16 protein-coding genes and 1 pseudogene are annotated in these 19,948 nt (G+C 63.4%); 13 read left to right on the plus strand and 4 right to left on the minus strand.

What is annotated here, in order from left to right; translation table 11 throughout:
• The first annotated feature begins 146 nt into the window (after window positions 1-146).
• From UCMB321_RS08365 to sixA, 3 genes are read left to right on the plus strand one after another with little or no spacing between them, the layout of a single operon-like run.
• Window positions 147-1,172, plus strand: a complete 1,026-nt coding sequence (locus tag UCMB321_RS08365; RefSeq protein ID WP_040065325.1) for an NAD(P)H-dependent glycerol-3-phosphate dehydrogenase — start codon at window positions 147-149, stop codon at window positions 1,170-1,172.
• A 24-nt stretch (window positions 1,173-1,196) separates the two neighbouring features.
• The gene (locus UCMB321_RS08370; protein WP_040065327.1) at window positions 1,197-1,532 is read left to right on the plus strand and encodes a DUF4389 domain-containing protein; all 336 of its coding nucleotides are present in this window, start codon (window positions 1,197-1,199) and stop codon (window positions 1,530-1,532) included.
• The gene (sixA, locus tag UCMB321_RS08375; protein WP_040065330.1) at window positions 1,529-1,981 is read left to right on the plus strand and encodes a phosphohistidine phosphatase SixA; all 453 of its coding nucleotides are present in this window, start codon (window positions 1,529-1,531) and stop codon (window positions 1,979-1,981) included. The genes UCMB321_RS08370 and sixA overlap by 4 nt, the downstream gene beginning before the upstream one ends.
• A 3-nt stretch (window positions 1,982-1,984) precedes the next feature.
• Here sixA and UCMB321_RS08380 read toward each other — a convergent pair whose 3' ends face one another.
• Entirely contained in the window at window positions 1,985-2,803 is an 819-nt protein-coding gene (locus tag UCMB321_RS08380; protein WP_245220752.1) for a pentapeptide repeat-containing protein, read from the minus strand.
• 268 nt (window positions 2,804-3,071) lie between these two features.
• Between UCMB321_RS08380 and UCMB321_RS08385 the strand changes: the two genes are divergently transcribed.
• The 5 genes from UCMB321_RS08385 to UCMB321_RS08405 all read left to right on the plus strand — a co-directional run bounded on the left by UCMB321_RS08385 (window position 3,072) and on the right by UCMB321_RS08405 (window position 7,426).
• Complete coding sequence (locus tag UCMB321_RS08385; protein WP_040065333.1) at window positions 3,072-3,515, plus strand: hotdog fold thioesterase; 444 nt, start codon at window positions 3,072-3,074, stop codon at window positions 3,513-3,515.
• A 105-nt stretch (window positions 3,516-3,620) separates the two neighbouring features.
• Window positions 3,621-4,430, plus strand: a complete 810-nt coding sequence (locus UCMB321_RS08390) for an alpha/beta fold hydrolase (RefSeq protein ID WP_040065334.1) — start codon at window positions 3,621-3,623, stop codon at window positions 4,428-4,430.
• Window positions 4,427-5,281, plus strand: a complete 855-nt coding sequence (locus UCMB321_RS08395; protein ID WP_040065336.1) for an alpha/beta hydrolase — start codon at window positions 4,427-4,429, stop codon at window positions 5,279-5,281. The genes UCMB321_RS08390 and UCMB321_RS08395 overlap by 4 nt, the downstream gene beginning before the upstream one ends.
• 147 nt (window positions 5,282-5,428) lie before the next feature.
• Window positions 5,429-6,247, plus strand: a complete 819-nt coding sequence (locus UCMB321_RS08400; RefSeq protein ID WP_040065524.1) for a DUF4892 domain-containing protein — start codon at window positions 5,429-5,431, stop codon at window positions 6,245-6,247.
• A gap of 126 nt (window positions 6,248-6,373) precedes the next feature.
• A complete protein-coding gene (locus UCMB321_RS08405) occupies window positions 6,374-7,426 on the plus strand; it encodes an AI-2E family transporter (protein ID WP_040065338.1) in 1,053 nt (350 codons plus the stop codon).
• Window positions 7,427-7,552: 126 nt separating this feature from the next.
• Here the strand turns inward: UCMB321_RS08405 and xopAW are convergent, their stop codons facing one another.
• Window positions 7,553-8,458: a XopAW family type III secretion system calcium-binding effector gene (gene xopAW / locus UCMB321_RS08410; protein WP_040065341.1), complete on the minus strand. Its 906-nt coding sequence runs from the start codon at window positions 8,456-8,458 to the stop codon at window positions 7,553-7,555.
• Between the two features lie 113 nt (window positions 8,459-8,571).
• Window positions 8,572-9,507 (minus strand): annotated as a pseudogene (locus tag UCMB321_RS08415) (sensor histidine kinase); the annotation flags it as partial.
• Window positions 9,508-9,527: 20 nt separating this feature from the next.
• Between UCMB321_RS08415 and UCMB321_RS08420 the strand changes: the two are divergent.
• From UCMB321_RS08420 to UCMB321_RS08440, 5 genes are all read left to right on the plus strand, one after another.
• Window positions 9,528-12,899 (plus strand): RHS repeat domain-containing protein, encoded by a 3,372-nt coding sequence (locus UCMB321_RS08420; RefSeq protein WP_052451101.1) that lies wholly within the window; start codon window positions 9,528-9,530, stop codon window positions 12,897-12,899.
• A 400-nt stretch (window positions 12,900-13,299) separates the two neighbouring features.
• The gene (locus tag UCMB321_RS08425; protein ID WP_040065342.1) at window positions 13,300-13,851 is read left to right on the plus strand and encodes a fimbrial protein; all 552 of its coding nucleotides are present in this window, start codon (window positions 13,300-13,302) and stop codon (window positions 13,849-13,851) included.
• An 83-nt stretch (window positions 13,852-13,934) separates the two neighbouring features.
• On the plus strand, window positions 13,935-14,702 hold the full coding sequence (locus tag UCMB321_RS08430) for a fimbrial biogenesis chaperone (RefSeq protein WP_483414361.1): 768 nt from the start codon (window positions 13,935-13,937) through the stop codon (window positions 14,700-14,702).
• 36 nt (window positions 14,703-14,738) lie between these two features.
• Complete coding sequence (locus UCMB321_RS08435; RefSeq protein ID WP_040065343.1) at window positions 14,739-17,252, plus strand: fimbria/pilus outer membrane usher protein; 2,514 nt, start codon at window positions 14,739-14,741, stop codon at window positions 17,250-17,252.
• A 56-nt stretch (window positions 17,253-17,308) separates the two neighbouring features.
• The gene (locus UCMB321_RS08440) at window positions 17,309-18,382 is read left to right on the plus strand and encodes a fimbrial protein (protein WP_040065344.1); all 1,074 of its coding nucleotides are present in this window, start codon (window positions 17,309-17,311) and stop codon (window positions 18,380-18,382) included.
• A gap of 49 nt (window positions 18,383-18,431) precedes the next feature.
• Here UCMB321_RS08440 and UCMB321_RS08445 read toward each other — a convergent pair whose 3' ends face one another.
• The gene (locus UCMB321_RS08445; RefSeq protein WP_157015871.1) at window positions 18,432-19,916 is read right to left on the minus strand and encodes a hypothetical protein; all 1,485 of its coding nucleotides are present in this window, start codon (window positions 19,914-19,916) and stop codon (window positions 18,432-18,434) included.
• Window positions 19,917-19,948: the final 32 nt, after the last annotated feature.

The following is a 19,948-nucleotide window of genomic DNA, read 5'->3' on the forward strand; positions in this document are numbered from 1 at the left end:
CATGGCGTTTGGCCGTCATTGTATAGGTTGAATCGGTCAGGCCCCACAAGGCTCGTCCGGCCAGTGGGGGCGTATTGGGGCTGGCTGCCGATGACGGGCTCCGTATAATGCAACCATCGCCATTGGTAGGGATAGACGGGTTACATATGACTGAACAGTACCCAATCGCGGTTCTGGGTGGCGGAAGTTTCGGGACCGCCATCGCCAATCTGCTGGCCGAGAACGGCCACCGCGTGCGCCAATGGATGCGCGACCCCGAGCAGGCCGAGGCCATTCGCGTCAATCGCGAGAATCCGCGTTACCTCAAGGGCATCCAGGTGCATCCGGCGGTCGAGCCGGTGACGGACCTGAGCGCGACCCTCGACGACTGCGAACTGTTTTTTGTCGCCTTGCCCTCCAGCGCCTTGCGCAGTGCGCTGGCCCCCCATGCCGAGCGCCTGGGCGGCAAGTTGCTGGTGAGCCTGACCAAAGGCATCGAGGCGCAGACCTTCAAGCTGATGAGCGAGATCCTCGAAGATATCGCGCCGCAAGCACGGATCGGCGTGTTGTCCGGGCCGAACCTGGCCCGTGAAGTGGCCGAGCACGCCTTGACCGCCACGGTGGTGGCCAGTGAGGACGAGGAACTCTGCAGCCGTGTCCAGGCCGCGCTGCATGGGCGGACCTTCCGCGTGTATGCCAGCGCCGACCGTTTTGGTGTCGAGCTGGGCGGTGCCTTGAAGAATGTCTACGCGATCATTGCCGGCATGGCGGTGGCACTGGGCATGGGCGAGAACACCAAGAGCATGCTGATTACCCGGGCCCTGGCGGAAATGACCCGCTTTGCCGTCAGCCAGGGGGCCAACCCCATGACCTTCCTGGGACTGGCCGGGGTGGGCGACTTGATCGTCACCTGCTCCTCGCCCAAGAGCCGCAACTATCAGGTCGGTTTCGCCCTGGGCCAGGGGTTGAGCCTGGAAGACGCCGTCGCCCGCCTGGGCGAGGTCGCCGAAGGGGTCAATACCCTCAAGGTGTTGAAGGTCAAGGCGCAGGAAGTGGGTGTCTATATGCCCCTGGTGGCCGGTTTGCATGCCATTCTGTTTGAAGGGCGTACCCTGAACCAGGTGATCGAGCTGCTGATGCGCGGCGAGCCGAAAACCGATGTCGATTTCATTTCCACCAGCGGTTTCAACTGAAATTCAGCGCCACGGGAGCGAGTCATGAACGAGTCCAAGTACGAATCCATTGTGTTGCGCATTGTCTGGATGCTGGTGTTCCTGCTGGTCTGGCAGGTCGCCCAGCTCCTTCTCGGGGGGCTGGTGCTGGTGCAGTTGGTCTATCGGCTGGTCTATGGCGCGCCGAGTGGCAACCTGATGAGCTTCGGCGACAGCCTGAGCCAGTTCCTGGCCCAGATCGGCCGGTTCGGCAGCTTTCATACCGAACAGAAGCCCTGGCCGTTCGCCGACTGGCCGGCGCCGCGGGCTCCGGAGGGAGAAGCGCCGCATGTGGTGCCGCCGGCGCCGCATCCGGCCCGTGACGAGGAGCCCAAGCTGTGAAGGTCTGGGTCCTGCGCCATGGCGAAGCCGAGCCCCAGACCCGTAGCGATGCCGAACGGGCGCTGACGGCCCACGGGCGCAAGCAGGTCCTGCACAGTGCCGCCCACCTGATCGGCCAACCGTTGTCGGCGATCTACGCCAGCCCCTATGTGAGGGCGCAACAAACCGCCGAACTGGTGCGTGAGGTGCTGGGCTTCGAGGCCGAGATCATCACCGTGCCCTGGCTGACCCCCGATACCCCTGCGCGGGATGTCAGCCTGCGGCTCGACGCCGCTGGCCAGGACCTGTTGCTGGTCAGCCATCAGCCGCTGGTGAGCAATCTGCTCAGCCTGCTGCAGCACGGGCATGTGTATCAGCCGGAACCCATGGGGACGGCCAGCCTGGCCGAGCTGGAAGGGGAGTTGCCGCTGGACGGCGGGATGACGCTCTTGGGCATCCGCCACCCCTGAGGTTCAGTGGCTCAGCACCGCACCGAGCAGGTCGGTCCTGGTGTTTTTCAGGGTCGCGGCGTTGACCTTGGCGCCCTTGAACAGGCAGGCCTCGAAGTGACCGGACAACACGGTGTTGCGCAGGTCGCAATGGCTGAAATCGTTGCTTTTGAAGCCACTCGACAGCAGCGCTCCGTTGAGGTTGGCTGCCCTGAAGTCGGCCTCCTGGTATTGCCCGAAAAACCTCACCCCCCTTAAATCGCCCCCGCTCAGGTCAACGCCGATCATGTTGACGTTGGTCACCTGCAAGGTCCGCAAGGCCTGGCAGATGGACGCCTTGCTCCAGTACCTGAAGGCGCTGCGGGTCTCGTCGTCCTGGAACGGCAGGTGCTGGATCGCCTGCCGGTCCTCGGCGACGATGTTCAGGGCGCAGCGCTTCAGGGCATGGGTCAGTTGCGGGGAAAGGGCGGGCGGCACCCGCAAGTCGAACAGTTTCTTCTGCACATGCAGGGAAACCCTCCCGCCACCGTCCAGGTGGACACCGTCCCAACTGTTCAGGATCCCGGTAAAGCGCGCGGCGGCGGCCACCATCAGCTCTAGCAGGTCGGCCAACGGGTACTGGTGCAGGGACGGCGCGCTGCCGAGGAAAAGCCGCGCCTGGGCCAGCGAATCCTTCAGGCCCAACAGGGTCAGGTCCCGTTCGAGCTGTGAGCCATCGTCGGCTGTCGCCGCAAGGAGCGCGCCGCCGTGAATCTCGACCGGGCCGGCGTGTGGCGAGGGAGCTGGGGCCTGGGCGTTGCCCACGGGCATGAAGCGGCGAAGAAGACGGCCTATCGTTGCCATGGAGATCTCTTGCAAGGGCTGGGGGCGGAAATTCGACGCGATATGCACCGCGGCGACTATCAGATTCCGCCCGGCTTTCCCGGCGCAGGCTGTTGCCTCCTGCGCCCCGCAAGACCTTTTTCAGCTTGCGACCTTCTGTTCTTCCGTGGAATAGTCAACCGAGCGCCTGCTTGGTTTGCCGGGGCCTATCCGTGTCGGCGCCCGGCGCGAGCGCGGGCCGGGCCCCTGGCCGCAGGCATGACGAATAACCACAGTAGGGGAATCCACCATGGCCTTGTGGCGCACCGCACCGAATCTCGAACAACTCAATGCCTTGCAGAAAAACACCATCGGCGAACTGCTGGATATCCGCTTCGAAGCCTTTGATGACGAGTCGCTGACGGCCAGCATGGTCATCGATCACCGCACCCATCAACCCTACGGTCTGCTGCACGGCGGCGCCTCGGTGGTGTTGGCCGAAAGCGTCGGCTCCATGGCCAGTTTCCTCTGCATCGACCCGAGCCAGTTCTATTGCGTGGGCCTGGAAATCAATGCCAACCACCTGCGAGGCCTGCGCAGCGGGCGGGTAACGGCCGTGGCCAAAGCCATCCATATCGGTCGCACCACCCATGTCTGGGATATCCGCCTGAGCAGCGACGAGGGCAAGGCCAGTTGCGTGTCGCGCCTGACCATGGCCGTGGTGCCGCTGGGGCAGACTCCACCAAGCCGCTGAGTCGAGCCATGGCCGGACTGTCACCTTTCCTGGCAGTTACGGTCATTGCCGGGGGGCCGGCTCCTGCCGACAATGAACACTGGTTTTTTTCGAGATGTGTCCGGTATGTCGAAGCATGTGTTCTTCGCCCACGCCAACGGTTTTCCTTCGGGGACCTACGGTAAATTGTTCGCCGCCCTGTCGCCGGAGTATCAGGTTGCGCATCTGCAACAGCATGCCCACGACCCGCGTTTCCCGGTGGACGACAACTGGCGCAACCTGGTCGACGAACTGATCCATCACCTGGAGCAGCAGCCCGAGCCGGTCTGGGGCGTCGGCCATTCCCTGGGCGGTGTCCTGCACCTGCACGCGGCGCTGCGTTGCCCGCAGTTGTACAAGGGCGTGGTGATGCTCGATTCGCCGGTGCTGACCCGCGCCGACCAGTGGGTGATCCGTGCGGCCAAGCGCCTGGGCTTTATCGACCGCCTGACGCCGGCCGGGCGGACCCTGGGGCGACGTGAAGAATTCGCCGACCTCGACACGGCCCGCCAGTACTTTGCCGGCAAGACCCTGTTTCGCGGCTTCGATCCGGAGTGTTTCGACGCTTATCTGCAACACGGTCTGCGCCGGGACGGTGACCGCCTGCGCCTGAGCTTCGACCCGGCGACGGAAATCAGCATCTATCGCGGGGTCCCCCATACCAGTCCGGGTCTGGCCCGGCATCTGAAGGTGCCGCTGGCGGTGGTGCGCGGTCGGCAGAGTCGCGTGGTCATGCCGCATCACACCCGCAGTGTCGATCGCCTGCCCCATGGCGAATCCCTGAGCATGCCCGGCGGCCACATGTTTCCCCTGCAGCGTCCCCAGGACACCGCGCAGTTGCTCAAGACCATTTTCGCCCGCTGGGAGCGCCAAGCCGGGCAGGGACGTTGCGCATGAGCCATCCGGTGGAAGAGGTGCGCCTGAGCCTGCCGCATATCGAGCTGGCGGCCCATCTGTTCGGCCCCGAGGACGGGCAGCCGGTGATTGCCCTGCACGGTTGGCTGGACAATGCCAACAGCTTCGCGCGCCTGGCGCCGAAACTGCACGGCCTGCGCATCGTCGCCCTGGACATGGCCGGGCACGGGCATTCCGGGCATCGACCGGTGGGGGCGGGGTACGCGCTGTGGGATTACGTTTACGACGTCCTGCGGGTCGCCGAGCAGTTGGGTTGGAAGCGCTTCAGCCTGTTGGGGCATTCCCTGGGGGCGATTGTTTCGATCGTGCTGGCCGGCGCCTTGCCGGAACGGGTGACGCGTCTGGCCCTGATCGACGGGGTGATTCCACCCACCGGCAGTGGCGAAAACGCCGCCGAGCGCCTGGGCATGGCCTTGCAGGCGCAGCTTGAGTTGCAGGACAAGCGCAAGTCGGTGCACCCGACCCTGGACCGGGCCATCGAGGCGCGCATGAAGGGCCTGGTGGCGGTCAGCCGCGAAGCCGCCGAGCTGCTGGCCCAACGCGGCCTGATGCCGGTGCCCGGTGGTTACACCTGGCGCAGCGACAACCGCCTGACCCTGCCGTCGCCGTTGCGCCTGACCGAGGAGCAGGCCATGGCCTTCATCCGCCGCATCGCCTGCCCGGCCCAACTGGTGGTGGCCGAGCAAGGCATGTTGGCCCAGCACAAGGACTTGCTCGATCGTCTACCCTTCAACCTGGAGCACCTGCCGGGCGGGCATCATCTGCACCTGAACGATGAGGCCGGGGCGACCCTTGTTGCAGACTGTTTCAATCGCTTTTTCTCCATGCCTTGACTTGTCACCTGCAACTGTCGAGGCTTGGCGGGTTGAAAGGGAGACAACCATGCCAGACCTCGACCTCCACGCGACCTTGAGTCGTCCTGTTCCGGCACGTCCTGTTCCGGTCATCGTGCTTACCGTTCAGGCCCTGTCTATCCGATGATGAAGTTATCCACAGCCCTGGCCTGTGCCATGGGGATGGCCTGTTCCAGTTCATCGCTTTTCGCCGCCGATGTGCCGGGCAGCCACGATCTGGCGCTGGTGCCGCGCCTGGCCGATGCGCAGATCGTCGATTATCGGGCGCCGGCCGAGCTGGAGCGGATTTATCCACAGAGTGCGATCCGCAAGATCAGCAACCGCCTGCGCAGCGATGCCCAGGTCAGTGCCCGTGGGCAGATGACCTCGGTGACCTACGAGCTGCCGCCCGAACACGGTGCCGACGAGGCCTTCACCGCAGCGCGCGAGGCCTTGCAGAAGCAGGGTGCGCAGTTGCTGTTCTGGTGCCAGGCCCGCGATTGCGGGGAAAACAGCCTGTGGGCCAATGAAGTGTTCGGCAATGCCACCTTGTCCGGCGCGGACGACCAGCAGGCTTACCTGTTGCTGCGCCTGGCGGCTCCGGCGGACAATTCGCTGGTGGCCTTGTATAGCATCACCCGGGGCAACCGCCGGGCCTACCTGCATGTGGAGCAGTTCGCGTCCGCCTCGCCGCTGGGGGAGTTGCTGCCCACCTCCGCCACCTTGCTGCGTGAACTGCGCGATACCGGCAAGCTCGACTTGCCGAAGTTGGCCGGCGATCCCCAGGCCACCTGGGTCACCCTGATTTCCCGGGGCCTGAACCTGGACACGAGCTTGCGGGTCAGCCTCTCGGGGGCGTCTGCCGAGGCCTGGCGTCAGGTGTTGATGGCCCAGGGGGTGAGGGCGGCACGCCTGGAAGTGGGGAACGTCAACTCCAGCGGCTTGCACATCGAATTACTGCGGTAGTGGCCTGTACGAAGCGCCTCCGAGAGACGATCATGCGGTTTTCCGGTTGCGCCGGATCGTCTGTCGGTAAACGTCTGACCCTGGCTTGGCCTAAGCTTTCATTGCCCTTCTTTGTCTGGAATACCCATGCCCAATAATGATCGTCTGCTGGTGCAGATACTGCTCCTTGTGCTGTTCGGTGCCACCCTGTGGGTGCTGGCGCCGTTCTGGTCGGCGCTGTTCTGGGGCGCCGTGCTGGCGTTTGCCAGTTGGCCGCTGATGCGCCTGTTGACCCGTGTAACGGGGAATCGCGAGTCCCTGGCGGCCGGGCTGCTGACCCTGGGCTGGATGTTGCTGGTGGCCGGCCCGCTGGTGTGGCTGGGGCTCAACCTGGCGGACCATGTGCGCGATGCGGTGACCTTCATCAAGGATGTCCAGGTCGACGGGTTGCCCGCGGCACCGGCCTGGCTGGGTACCTTGCCCATCGTCGGCGAACGGCTGGTGGGCATCTGGAACACCATCGACCAGCAGGGCGCGGCCATGCTGGTGGCGATCAAGCCTTATCTGGGGCAGGTCGGCAACTGGTTGCTGGCGCGCAGTGCGCAGATCGGCGGCGGGATACTCGAGCTGACCCTGAGTATCGTCTTCGTGTTCTTTTTCTATCGCGACGGTCCGCGGCTGGCGGCCTTTATCCACGGCCTGCTGGAGCGGCTGATCGGCGAACGGGCCGATTACTACCAGGAACTGGTGGCGGGCACGGTGCAACGGGTGGTCAACGGTGTGATCGGCACGGCGGCGGCCCAGGCCCTGCTGGCCCTGATCGGTTTCCTGATTGCCGGTATCCCCGGCGCGTTGGTGCTGGGGATCGCGACCTTCCTGCTCAGCCTGATTCCCATGGGGCCACCGCTGGTATGGATTCCCGCCACGGCCTGGCTGGCCTGGAAAGGCGAGTATGGAATGGCGGTGTTTCTCGGAATCTGGGGCACCTTCATCATCAGTGGTGTGGACAACGTGCTCAAGCCGTACCTGATCAGCCGCGGCGGCAACCTGCCGCTGGTGATCGTGTTGCTGGGGGTGTTCGGCGGCTTGATCGCCTTTGGCTTTATCGGTCTGTTTATCGGCCCGACCTTGCTGGCGGTGGCCTACAGCTTGTTGATCGACTGGAGTGCGAGCCAGTCGCGGCGCGAGGAGAAACCCTGATCTTCGTTCGATCTTGAAAACGCGACCGAACCTGTAGGAGCCGGCTTGCCGGCGATGAGGCCCTTGAGCCTTGTAGCGTCTATCCAGACGTCATCGCCAGCAAGCCGGCTCCTACAGGAGGGTGGATCAGGCCGCTGCGGCGGTGACGCTGCTGGTGCTGGTGCTGGTGCTGCTCTGGTCTGCGGTCTGGCTATTGAGGCTGACCATCAACCGACTCAACGCCTCGGCGATGTTCTCCTGGGCGGTCTGGCTGTTGCTGCCCGAACCCGTGCCCGTACCGGTGTTGCTGGTGCTGCTGGCACTGGCCAGGGCCTGGAGCAGCAGCGTCGTGGCGTTGAGGCTGCTGCTGGTGCTGCTTGTACTATCGGTGCTGCTGGTACTGCTGGTGCTGGCGGTGGTGCCAGTGGTGGAGCTGCTGGTCGAGCTGCCCTGCAAGGCGCTGGTCAATTCGGCCAGGCTGATGCTGCCGTCGCCATTGGTGTCCAGTTGGCTGAACAGGTCACTGGCGGATATCGAGGGTGGCGGTGGTGGCGGTTGATTCGCGGACAGGGCGGAGGCCAGTTCGCTGGTGCTGATGCTGCCGCTGTTGTCGGTGTCCAGGGCGCTGAACAGCGAGGCGCTGTCGGTGGTGATGCCGGCGTTGGTCAGCCCGGCAGCCAGTTCGCTGCTGCTTACGGAACCGTCACCGTCGGTGTCCAGGGCCTTGAGCAGGGCATCGGCCAGTTTAGTGTCGGGCGCCTGGTCGCCATGGGCGGGCGGCTTCATCGCCGACAGTTCGCTCAGGCTGAGGGTGCCGCTGCCGTCGGTGTCCAGCGAGTCGAAGTTCTGGCTCAGGTTATTGAGCAGTTTGCTGTCGCTGTTCTTTGACAGGGCCGCCTTCAGTTCATCCTTGCTGATGGAGCCGTCACCATCGGTGTCGAGCTTGGCGAGCAGCTGCTTCTGGAATTGTTGCTGGCGTTGCGTCGCCGTCGTGCTGCTGGTGTTGTAACCGGTATAGCTCGAGTAGTTGCTGACGCTACTGATCGTGCTCATGTGCACACTCCCTAAGTGTTGGCAAAACCGATGGCGGTGCATCGGCCTGTGCAGCCTCCAAGGCCCAGGTGTCGTGGGTATGTGGGTTTTGTACCGGTTGTTACACAGAGCACTCAGGCCCGGGGCAGGCAGACCACGGCGGTCAGGCCGCCGCCCGGGGTTTCTTCCAGGGTCAGTTCGCCGCCCAGGCGCTGGGCCGCTTCCCGGGCAATGGTCATGCCCAGGCCGACGCCGCCGGAGTTGCGGTTGCGCGAGCCTTCCAGGCGATAGAAGGGTTCGAACACCGCCTCGCGCTTCTCCGCGGCAATCCCCGGACCATGGTCGATGACCCGGATCAGCAGTTGCCGGCGGCTGTCTTCCAGGGTGATCAGGGCGTCCCCGGCATAGCGCAGGGCGTTGTCCAGCAGGTTGTTCAGGCACGAGCGCAGCGCCATGGGTTGCACCAGCAAGGGTGCGCAATGGCCGCTGGCCAAGACCCGCGAGCCCAGGTCCTGGGCGTTTTCGCACAGCGACTCCACCAGTGCCTGGACGTCCATCCATTGCATCGCCTCGCTGGTGCGCTGCTCATGCAGGTAGCTGAGGGTGGCGTCGAGCATTGCGATCATGTCATTCAGGTCCTGGCGCATCTGGCCCTGGAGCTTCAGGTCGTCGATCTGTTCGAGGCGCAGCTTGAGGCGCGACAGCGGGGTACGCAGGTCGTGGGACACGGCCCCGAGCATGCGCCCGCGTTGTTGCACCTGTTCGCGGATGCGTTGCTGCATCAGGTTGAAGGTGTTGGCTGCCTGCCGTGCTTCACGCGGGCCGGTCTCATCCAGCGGGGGGCTGTTGAGGTCTTCGCTCAGGCGTTCGGCGGCGTCGCTCAGGCGCTGGATCGGCCGGGACAGCAACTTGGCGCCATACCAGGCGGCAATCACCAGGGAAATCATCTGGAACGTCAGCGGCACCAGCGGTCCGCCAAACCAGGGGCGGGGCGGACGATGCGGATGGGGCGGCGGGCTGTCCGGGTCGAAGTTGTCCATCATGCCGGGAGGAGGCGGCGGCGGCGGAGGAGACGCTGCTCAATCCGTGGATGGCGCTGCTGGATGAAACCCTGTTGCAGTTGGAGGGCAGCAACGAGCGTAGCGTGCAGGTCACGACCTTCACCTACCATGAGCTGTCGAGCGATCGCGTGCAATATGGCCGTCCGCTACGGGAAAGCGTGACCCTCAATGGGCGGAGCACCCACACCGATTACACCTATGCGCGCCTGCCCAGCCCCCTGGTCGGCGAAACCGTGCTGCGAACCACCCAGACCCTGAGCACCAGCTTTGATAAGGTCAGCAAAGTCATCGTCGAAGAGAGCTCGCTGCTCAATGGCCAGCTTCTACTGAGCAACGACGACAACGATGTACAGATCCGCAGCACCTACGATGTGCTCGGCCGGACGCTCAGCGAAACCGTGGCCCCGGGCGACCCGGACTATGAAGCCACGCGCCACTACAGCTACTTCCTGGTGTCCCAGCCGCAGCCGGCCGGGACCCGGCAAAAGGCCGCGCAACTGCTGACCGACGTCAAGCAGGTGCAGACCCGCACCGAGTTCGACGGCCTTAACCGACCAGTGTATGAAGAACGCCAGGATGTCGATAACCCGAGCCGGGCCGGTGCGTTTCGCCAGACCTACGCGGCCGAATACGACGGGCGCGGGCAGTTGCTCAGTGAAACCGAATACGACTGGCTGGAAGACCGGGACCTGGCCCTGACCACCCGTTTTGGCTACGACGACTGGGGTCAGCAGCGCAGCGAAACCACGCCCGATGGGGTGGTCACGGTGACAGAGGCCGACCCGATTGGCCAACGGCTACCCGATGGCCGTTTTTTGCCGACCTACAGCACTTGGCAACAAACCAGTGCCCTCGCCCCCCTGAAATATGGCCACAGCGTCACGCACCTGAACCTGTTCGAGAAACCGGACAAGATCATTCGCCTGACGACGCAGGGCCAATCGATCAGCGAGCAGCTCTATCATTATGATGGCCTGGGTCGTACGGTCGAGGAGATCGATGCCCTGGGGCACAGTACGTCGTACCGTTACGATGCCTTTGACCGGATGCTCGAAAGCACCCTGCCGGGCGGTGACCAGATTCTGCGCGGCTACGCCCTGCACAGCAGCGAGGAATGGCCTGAAACCCTGGATATCCAGCCGTTCAACCAGGCATCCCCGCAGGTTCGGGCGGGTGAACAGCAGTTCGACGGCCTGGGCCGCCTGACCCGCTTCAAGGTCGGCACGCGACAGGAACACTATACCTATCAGGGCAGTCAGTCACAGGTCAGCGACCGGCTGACCGCCAGGGGTCATACCCTTCACTACGAGTACGCGCCCAATCTGGTGGAGTCGCCCATCAGCAGCGTCGCGCCGGATGAGCAGGCGAACTTTGACTACGACCGCAAGAACGCGCGCTTGACCGCCTCCACAAATAATCTGGGTCGACGTGAGTACCACTACGACGGCAATCGCCAACTGAAGACGGAACACTGGATTGCCAATGGCAAGACCTGGACAACCACCTATCGGAACTCGCTGCGCGGTCGTCAACTGCATCGCCTGGAAGTCAGCGGTATCGCCACCCAATCCGAGCATGACCAGGCAGGCCGACTGCGACAGGTGATCCAGGGCAATGTACAGAGTCACTTCTACTACGATGCGCTCTCCCGACCACAGCGCACCGTGAGCGAGGATCTCGCCACCGGCCGCCAGTTGGAAAGCCAACTGACCTATGACGATCATGGTCGCGAAACGCTGCGCACCCTCAAGCTCAGCGGCCATCCGACCCGCACCATCAGCCAGGAGTGGCAAGCCGACGACCAGTTGTGCAGTCGTCATCTGCAAATGGACGGCCGGAGCCTGCTGCACGAAACCTTCATCTATGATCCACGCGGCCGCCTGGTCCAGCATGATTGCGCGGGCAGCGACCTGCCGATGGATGCCTATGCCCAGGGCATTGTCCGCCAGCAGTTCAGGTTCGATGCGCTGGACAATATGACCCGCTGCCTGACCACCTTCGCCGACACCAGCACGGATGAGGCCCGCTTTATCTATGACGCAGCGGACGCACCGTTCCTGCTGACCCGCGCAACACACACCCACCCCGCCTATCCTGGCAGCGTCAGCTTCACCTATGACGACGATGGCAATATGCTCAACGATGAACGGAACCGCCGGCTTTTCTATGACAGCCAGGGCCGTCTGCGCAAATATGAGGAGGCCGACGGTAGCGGACCACGTGAATATCATTACGATGGGCATGATCACCTGGTCAGCGACACCGCGGGTACGGACCCGGAAACCTTGCGGTTCTACCAGGGCACCCAACTGAGCAACACCGTGCAAGGCGCGATAAAGACCCAATTCCTCTATGGGCCGCAACCCCTGGGCCAGCAGCAGGCCGGGGACGCCTCGAAGACCCTGTTGTTGATGACCAACGCCAACCAGAGCGTCATTGCCGAAAGCCAGCAAGACACCCTGCGCAGTGCCGTCTACAGCGCCTATGGCCTGCCCAGCGGCGATACGTTGCAGAGCCCGCTGGCGTTCAACGGCGAGGCATGTGACGGCGGCACGGGTTGGTACCTGCTGGGCAACGGCTATCGGGCCTACAACCCGCAGCTTATGCGTTTTCACAGCCCGGATTCGCTCAGCCCGTTCGACAGCGGCGGTATCAATCCCTATAGCTATTGCCTGGGCAATCCGATCGCCTTCAGCGACCCCACGGGGCATAGCGTCGGCTTGGTCGACTGGCGTGAACCGCGACATGATGTCGAGAAGGCGATACTGATGGCCGCTGTTTTGCTGATTGTTGCGGGGGCCGGTTCGGTGGCTACCATCAACGCCTTGTCAGCCGTCTCGTTTGCCGCCGAAGCGGCTTCCGGTGCCCTCAACGTCCTCAGTACCGCCACTGGCCAGGCTCCCGCGCGAAGACTCTCCGATGCATTTGGCGGCCTATCGGCGGTGACAGGCATCGGCAGCGGTTTCGGAGGGGGGAAAGCAGTCCGCCCGATAGTACAGCCTCGATCGAGTGACGTGATACTTAAGCGGCCTGGGCCCAGGATAAAGACAAAGTGGCAGATGCCCTTACCCTGGGAGCCTTCTACTGGACCGCGCCCCAAAACACCTCTGGCCCCAGAGCTTGTTCCTGTTTCGCCTATCAATCCCACCCGCCCAATAAGCCCGGGGGGAGATGCCATAGGCGCAAGTGTACCAATAGTTAACCCCAAGCCAGCTGAAGTAAAAACTATCCCTGCCAAAGTGTTTGAAACGACCGCTGGAGAAACAACGACAGCGAGTAGTAAAGTCAAAAAATGGCCAACGGTAATCCCAGATCACGCGTCACTGACCAATAACCGTTCGCCCGTAAATTACGGCACCGGCAACGCAGCCGTGAAAGTTACATCCGTAAGAGAAACATAAACCTATCCCGTATCACCCCGGTGACGTGCCGCCTGAAAAGGCCCCACGTCACCGCTCCCCTCCGACAAAACACACTTACTCTTCACTTCCGCCTGCCAGAGAACCGCCGAGATGGTTATGCCCGCCACTGCAAACGCTCATCCTACCGACAGCGGCGAAACTTCCCACAATACAAGTCTTTTACTCCCATATCCGACCTGTAAGAGAAATCCTTAAAGTCTGCCCCGCAATTCTTCGGGACTTCAGTAAAAAACCCTATGTCCCGGATTTGCCCGCCAAAACCTGCTCAAGCTGGCCCCAAAGCGGACAGCAGGCTTTACAAAGCGCTTGCAGGCAGTGCAGCAAACACAGACTGCCCGGCAAGAAAAATCTTACTTCCTCTTACAGGTTCAACCTTTCCATGAAGCAATCCCTTTTGGCACTTCCCCTTGGCCTGCTGCTCGGCATGGCCGCCACTTCGGCCTTTGCCACCACCGGCACCATCAACTTCGAGGGGATGATCACCGACATCACCTGCCCGATTGAAATCATCAACCCGGAAACCGGCGCTCCGGGCAACCTGGTACGTCTGGGGCGGGTTTCCAAAAGCCTGTTCGCGGCCGTGGGCGACGAAGGCGGGCATCGTGATTTCGCCATGCGCGTCACCCCGGGCACCGGCTGCACCGCGCCGACCAAGGCCACCGTCAAGTTCACCGGCGTCCATGGCTCCACCGGCACCGGCAACACCCTACACGCCCTGCGTTCGGGCGGCGGCTATGCCAGTGGTCTGGGCTTGGCGATCAAGGACAACAAGGGCGCGCTGATCGGCTATGGCGTGGAATCCGCCGAGTACGCGCTGGATGAAAACGACCCTACCGATATGCTCTTTACCGCCGCCTACAAATCCACCCTGCCGGCGGTCGGCACCGGTGCCGCCCAGGTTGAAGTGGCCTTTGTCGTCAATATCACCTGATCTGCAATCCCCCGGCGCCTGCCGGGGGCCTCGGCAAGCGCCTGGGCGCCCCTCGGGGGGCCCAGGCCCAAGGTATCCGTTTTATGCACAGCCTGAACACCTCCCCCGTCCTTTCCAAAGCGTTCGCCACCGGCCTGTTGATGCTTGGGCTGTTCGCCCAGATACCAGCCAGCCAGGCGGCCTTGAGCATCAATGGCACGCGCGTGGTCTTTGCCGGCGACCAGCGCAGCGTCGCGCTGGTCGTCAGCAATCCCAGCCAGCAGACCTATGCCGTACAGACCTGGATCAATACCGAACGCGACGACACCACCACCGCCGTACCCTTTATCGCCTCGCCACCGCTGTTCCGCCTGGATCCGGGCAAGGAGCAGCAGGTGCAGATCAATCGCCTGCCGAATGACTTGCCCCAGGACCGCGAATCGCTGTTCTTCTTCAATGTCCAGGAGATCCCGCAAGTCGAAACGCAGGAGGCCGATGTCCTGAGTATCGCCCTGCGCACGCGGATCAAGCTGTTCCATCGCCCCGCGGGGCTCAAGGACAACCCGAGGCAGCGCCTGCAGGACCTGCAATGGTCGATCCGGCAGATCGACGGCCAGGCGCATCTGGCCGTGCACAATCCGACGCCTTTTCATGTGTCCTTCCTGCGCATCGAGGTCAAGGGCAATGGTCGGCAACAGATCTTCAACAGCCCGGCCATGGCCTACCCGCTGTCCAGCCAGTCGTACAAGCTGGATGCACTCAAGGTCGATGGAAGCAAGCCGGCCGCCGGACTGCAGGTGAGTTTCTCGGCGGTTGACGACTATGGCGCGCGTGTCACCCCGCCGCCCGTCGCGATTCAACCGCTTCCCTGACACGCCCCCGCGCGCCTTTATCGCTGGAAGACCACCATGATCCATGCACTTGCACGCCGCCGGCCCTCGCGCCTGCGGCTCGCGCCCCTGTTTGTCATTGGCGGCGCTGTCGGCTTGATCGAAGCCAGACCGGCTTTCGCCACCCAGCCGCTCGAATTCCAGTCCGGTTTCATGCGTCAGGGCGACACCGCCGGTGCCCTCGCGCTCGAAGCCCTGGGCCACGGCCAGGCGCTCGGCCCGGGGCGTTACCGGGTCGATATCCAGATCAATCGCCATTACTTCGGTGAGCGGGAGCTGGACTTCAGCCTCGGCCCGGACCAGAACACCCTATCGCCCTGCCTGGGGGCCGAGCTGCTGGAGCAATTGGGGATCAAGCTGGAAAGCTTCGCCACGCCCGAGGTCGCCGCCGCGAGCTGCCTCGATCTGTCGGCCTTGATCGCCGAGGCCAAGGTCGAGTTCGACAGCGGCAAGTTGCTGTTGTCGCTCTCGGTGCCGCAGATCGCCATGCGCCGCGACAGGATCGGGCAGGTTGACCCGCAACACTGGGATACCGGCATCAATGCCGCCTTCGTCAACTATCAGTTGTCTGCCCAACAAGGTTCCAGTCGCTTCAGCGGCGCCACCAACAGCGACGACCTGTATCTGAACAGCGGCCTCAACCTCGGCGCCTGGCGCTTGCGCAGCAACCATGCGCTGCACCACAACCCCGACGGCAAGCGCGAATGGACCCAGGCCTACACCTACGCCCAGCGCGATCTGCCCGGCACCCGGGCCAACCTGACCCTGGGCAAGACCTTTACCGGTGGCGAGGTGTTCCGCAGCCTGCCGATCAAGGGCCTGGTGGTGGCCTCCGACATGGGCATGCTGCCTGACCTGCAGCAGAGCTATGCGCCGATCGTGCGCGGCGTGGCCCAGGCGCGTTCCAAGCTCGAGATCAAGCAGAACGGCTACCCGATCTACTCCACCTATGTCAGTGCCGGCCCCTATGTGATCGATGACCTGAGCACCGCCGGCGGCAACGGTGAACTGGAGGTGGTGCTGACCGCGGACGATGGCCAGGTGCAGCGCTTTATCCAGCCTTATGCCAGCCTCGGCAATCTGTTGCGCGAAGGGGTCTGGCGCTACAGCACCACCCTGGGGCGCTACGCGGCCGCCCGCGAGCTGGAGGACCCGCTGCTCTGGCAAGGTACCCTGGCCATGGGCAGCGCCTGGAACACCACCCTGTATGGCGGGCTGATGGGCAGCGATTTCTACCGTGCCGGTAACCTCGGCGTGGCACGCGACTGGGGTGGCCTGGGCGCCTTGGCCCTGGATGTCACCCATTCCAGCGCCGAGCCGGACCCTGGAGTGGGCAGCGCTGTGCAGGGCATGAGTTATGCCTTGAAATACAGCAAGGCCTTCCAGACCAGCACCAGCTTGCGTTTCGCCGGTTATCGCTACTCCACCGAGGGCTACCGGGACTTCGATGAAAGCGTGCGTGAACGCAGCCGCGACGGCCAATTCCCCGGTAGCCGGCGCAGCCGCCTGGAGGCCGCGCTGTTCCAGGACCTCGGGCGCTCCAGCTCGGTCAACCTGACCCTGTCGCAGGACGAGTACTGGAACCGCCAGCAGCCGCAGCGCCAGTTCCAGTTCAACCTGAGTACCCAACACCGCAAGGTCAGCTACAACCTGTTTGCCTCGCAGTCGCTGAGCGATGAACACAACGGCAGCCGTCGCCAGGTCGGCCTGAGTCTTTCCTTTCCACTCGACTTTGGTCATTCGAACAGCGCCACCCTGGGTTTCCAGGACAACGCCGGACGCTACAGCCAGACCGCGCGCCTGAGCGGCAGCACCGATCAGAACCGGCTCAACTACAGCGCCGCCTTGAGCAACAGCGACGACAATCAACGTGCCGCCACCCTGGCCCTCGGCTATCAGGCGCCGTTTGGCAGCGTGGGCGGCGGCTACACCGAAGGCAACGGTTATCGCAGCCTGTCGCTGAATGCCAGCGGCGCGCTGTTGCTGCACGGCGACGGCCTGGAACTGGGCCCCTATCTGGGCGAGACCATGGGCCTGGTGCGGGTGCCCGATACCCCGGGCGTCGGCATCGAGAATACCACCGGCGTGCGCACCAATGCCCAGGGTTATGCCCTGGCCCCGCACCTGCGCCCTTATCGGCAGAATCAGGTGGTGCTGCAAACCGACCAACTGGACCCGGAGGTGGAGATCGACAACGGCGTGACCCACGTGGTGCCCCGCCGCGGCGCCGTGGTCAAGGCCACCTTCAGCGCGCGCAAGGTCAACCGCCTGGTGCTCACGGGGTACACGGCAGACGGCCAGCCGTTGCCGTTCGGTGCCCAGGTCAGCGATGCCCGGGGTGAACGACTCGGTGTGGTCGGCCAGGCCGGGCAAGTCCTGCTCACCACCTCCGCCGAAGCGCAGACGCTGGATGTGCGCTGGGGCAAGGAGGCCGGGCAACACTGCCAGTTGCCGATCACGCCGCAGAGCATCGAACCGGCGCAAGGCTACCGCTTGCAGAGCCTGACCTGCCTTGAACCCGCCGCGCCTTAACGCCTTTGCAGGGCGGCGCACCCTTGCGCGCGCCCTGCTCATTCAGGATACGAGCAATGAAATCATCACCACGACTACTGGCTGGGCTATTGGCATTGCTGGCGGTCTGCCAGGTCGAAATGGCCTCGGCCGCCAGTTTCTGCCGCTGGGTGACCTCCGCCAGCAGCATGACCTTTCGCCTCGACGCGGGCACCGTCTACGTGCCCAGGGATGCGGCAGCGGGGCATGTGATCGGGGAGTTCGACCGGAGCTTTTCGCTGCCCAGCGCCGAGGGGCAGATCATCCACTGCGAGAATGACCTCGGCTCGGTCCTGACCTTCAACGCGGTGGCCAACGCAGCGCTGTTCCCCGGCACCTTGCCGCCGGTTAATGGCGAAGATGTGAATGGCAAGGTTTTCCAGACCGGGATCGATGGCATCGGCGCGCGGATCAAGTTGCAGCATCCGTTCGATGGGGTGGCCGCCGATGCCTTTGTGCCGATCGGCGAGCCGACGGTGCCGTTCAATGCCTTGCTGCACGCCGCGGTGCCGAATACGGCGCCGCTGCGTATCAGCAATTTGCGGGGCAAGCTCACCCTGATCAAGACCGGACCTATCGCCCCCGGGCCGCATACCTTCGACACGGCCTTGTTCGGCAGTCGTTTCTCGATGATTGGCAACGGTTTCGACTTCCAGTTGGGCGGCACCGTGCTGCAGGCCCAGTGCGGCCTCTCGACCGTCAGCGCCAACCCGGTGCCGCTGGGTGACTGGCGCACCTCGGACTTTGCCGCGGACGGCGCCACGCCCGCGGTACCCTTCAATATCACCCTGGGCAACTGCGACGCCGACCCCGGCGATATCAATATCGCCTGGGCCAATATTCGCCTGGAGCCCACCAATGGCTCGGTGCCGATTCCCGGCGTGGAAGGTGGCTTTACCCTGGGTTCGGGGTCAACGGCCGGTGGCGTGGGGATCCAGATCCTCAAGGCCGATCGCCTGACCCCGGTGGCGCTGCAAAACGAAGTGCCCTTGGCGGCCATTGCCCCGGGCACCACGGTGCTGGATCTGAGCGCGCGTCTTTATCAGACCGGTCCAAAGGTCGATGCGGGGCTGGTGAAAGGTTCGTTGAACTTTACCGTCAGCTTCCATTGATCAAGCAAAGCCCCTGCGTGCGGGGGCTTTGCTGCGGCTGCGGCGTGGATTACGCCACCAGCCTTGAATTGAGGCTGGGAAAATCGAGCCAGGAGGCGGCCGTGTCAAAACTGACCTGCACCTTGACCGTCAACGCCGTGTTGATCGCAAAACGCTGGATCACGGCGACCGCAACGTCCACGGTCGCCGCATTCGCCCCCAGCTCTGTCGCCGTCACCGGCAGTCGCTCGCGCACCGTCAGATCCAGCTGCGATCCCGTACTGGCATCGACCCCCGAAAGGATGATGGTGACCAACTGGCCGACGGCCATGAACGCCCAGCGTGGCAAGGAAAAAACCGCCTTGCCGGATTGGACGACCTTGGCCAGGCTGATCTGGCTGGCCGAGCCGGCAGGCACCGTACACTGGATGGTGCGCCAGTTATCGGCCGCCTGGACGGTCAGGTTTTGCAGCCTGGAGTCGGCATCGCCATTGGGCGGTACACCGACCACCTGGTAATAGACGGGAATGGTCTTGCCCATATGCTGGGCGATATGGGTGGAGGGGATCTTGTAGCGCAACCCCTCGGCGTCCTCTGCAACCGTGACATGCAGGCTTCCCACAGTCCCCGGCACGCCCCATTGTACCGAGCGGGTATCCCCGGGCTTGAAGGCCGCCTCGTCGGGAATGACCACGGTCACCCCGGAGACGCCGTCGAGGGCCTTCAAGGTACTTTGCTCGCTCCCCGGGCTGCCCGAGGCTTCGCTGACCCGGGGCGCCGGTAGATCGCGCGGTTGTGGTTGAACATCGACCCGCACTGGATAGGCGGTTGAATAGGGGCTGGGGTTACCCGCGCGATCGTGCAAACGGTACAGCCCATAGAAATCGCCATCGCCCCGGCGCAGGATCATGTCACCCGGGAAATCCAGGGGCTGCGGCTGGCCGTTTTCGCCGCGATAAAGTGTTCTCGTCGCGACCATATCGGCGTCCACCACCGCAAACGGATTCTTTGTCCAATACCAGGTGATGGTATCGCCGGGCGCCGAGCTGCCATAAGGCGGGACAGCGGCCTGTACCTTGTCGCCGTTGTCGATCAGGTACTGCTCGGTGACATGATCGGTGTCGAAGATCAGCGTAGAGTTGCTGTTCAGCTGCGGTGGCACTTCATCAATGGTGACCGTCAAGGGGCGTGAGGGGTCATAATTGCCATTGAATAAAGTCACTTCATATCTCAGTTCATGCACACCATGCGTTATATACCGTGCCTCAATATCAAAAAATAAATCCGCAGTCGGCGGACTATTACCACTCCATTCGTCCCTCTTCCATTCTTTTTGATAGACCAGGTTTATCGTATTCCAATACACCCGTAAAACTGACGTATCCCCCTCATCAGGAGTCGGTGCATCTTCCCAAGGTGGAATCTCAACAGACAAAGGTTTGTTCGCCTGATCAGCCGGCAATAGTCCGATTTCATCCCAATCGGGACTGTCAGGCAATAATACATTTACTATCGGTTCGTTCAGGAGCCGATGGGCGGAGTTGATATCAGGCATTGCGGTGCTCCTTCAAATAAGGAAAGCCACGG

The sequence above is a fragment of the Pseudomonas batumici genome, from assembly GCF_000820515.1.
GTDB classification, from domain to species: Bacteria; Pseudomonadota; Gammaproteobacteria; order Pseudomonadales; family Pseudomonadaceae; genus Aquipseudomonas; species Aquipseudomonas batumici.

Bases quoted from the DNA above. Each gene is read 5' to 3' on its own strand.
- UCMB321_RS08385 (WP_040065333.1), top strand. From the start codon at position 3,072: ATGGCCTTGTGGCGCACCGCACCGAATCTCGAACAACTCAATGCCTTG.
- UCMB321_RS08395 (WP_040065336.1), top strand. From the start codon at position 4,427: ATGAGCCATCCGGTGGAAGAGGTGCGCCTGAGCCTGCCGCATATCGAG.
- UCMB321_RS08425 (WP_040065342.1), top strand. From the start codon at position 13,300: ATGAAGCAATCCCTTTTGGCACTTCCCCTTGGCCTGCTGCTCGGCATG.
- xopAW (WP_040065341.1), bottom strand. From the start codon at position 8,458: ATGAGCACGATCAGTAGCGTCAGCAACTACTCGAGCTATACCGGTTAC.
- UCMB321_RS08405 (WP_040065338.1), top strand. From the start codon at position 6,374: ATGCCCAATAATGATCGTCTGCTGGTGCAGATACTGCTCCTTGTGCTG.
- UCMB321_RS08380 (WP_245220752.1), bottom strand. From the start codon at position 2,803: ATGGCAACGATAGGCCGTCTTCTTCGCCGCTTCATGCCCGTGGGCAAC.
- UCMB321_RS08400 (WP_040065524.1), top strand. From the start codon at position 5,429: ATGAAGTTATCCACAGCCCTGGCCTGTGCCATGGGGATGGCCTGTTCC.
- UCMB321_RS08420 (WP_052451101.1), top strand. From the start codon at position 9,528: ATGGCGCTGCTGGATGAAACCCTGTTGCAGTTGGAGGGCAGCAACGAG.
- UCMB321_RS08365 (WP_040065325.1), top strand. From the start codon at position 147: ATGACTGAACAGTACCCAATCGCGGTTCTGGGTGGCGGAAGTTTCGGG.
- UCMB321_RS08440 (WP_040065344.1), top strand. From the start codon at position 17,309: ATGAAATCATCACCACGACTACTGGCTGGGCTATTGGCATTGCTGGCG.
- UCMB321_RS08390 (WP_040065334.1), top strand. From the start codon at position 3,621: ATGTCGAAGCATGTGTTCTTCGCCCACGCCAACGGTTTTCCTTCGGGG.
- UCMB321_RS08370 (WP_040065327.1), top strand. From the start codon at position 1,197: ATGAACGAGTCCAAGTACGAATCCATTGTGTTGCGCATTGTCTGGATG.
- UCMB321_RS08445 (WP_157015871.1), bottom strand. From the start codon at position 19,916: ATGCCTGATATCAACTCCGCCCATCGGCTCCTGAACGAACCGATAGTA.
- UCMB321_RS08435 (WP_040065343.1), top strand. From the start codon at position 14,739: ATGATCCATGCACTTGCACGCCGCCGGCCCTCGCGCCTGCGGCTCGCG.
- UCMB321_RS08430 (WP_483414361.1), top strand. From the start codon at position 13,935: ATGCACAGCCTGAACACCTCCCCCGTCCTTTCCAAAGCGTTCGCCACC.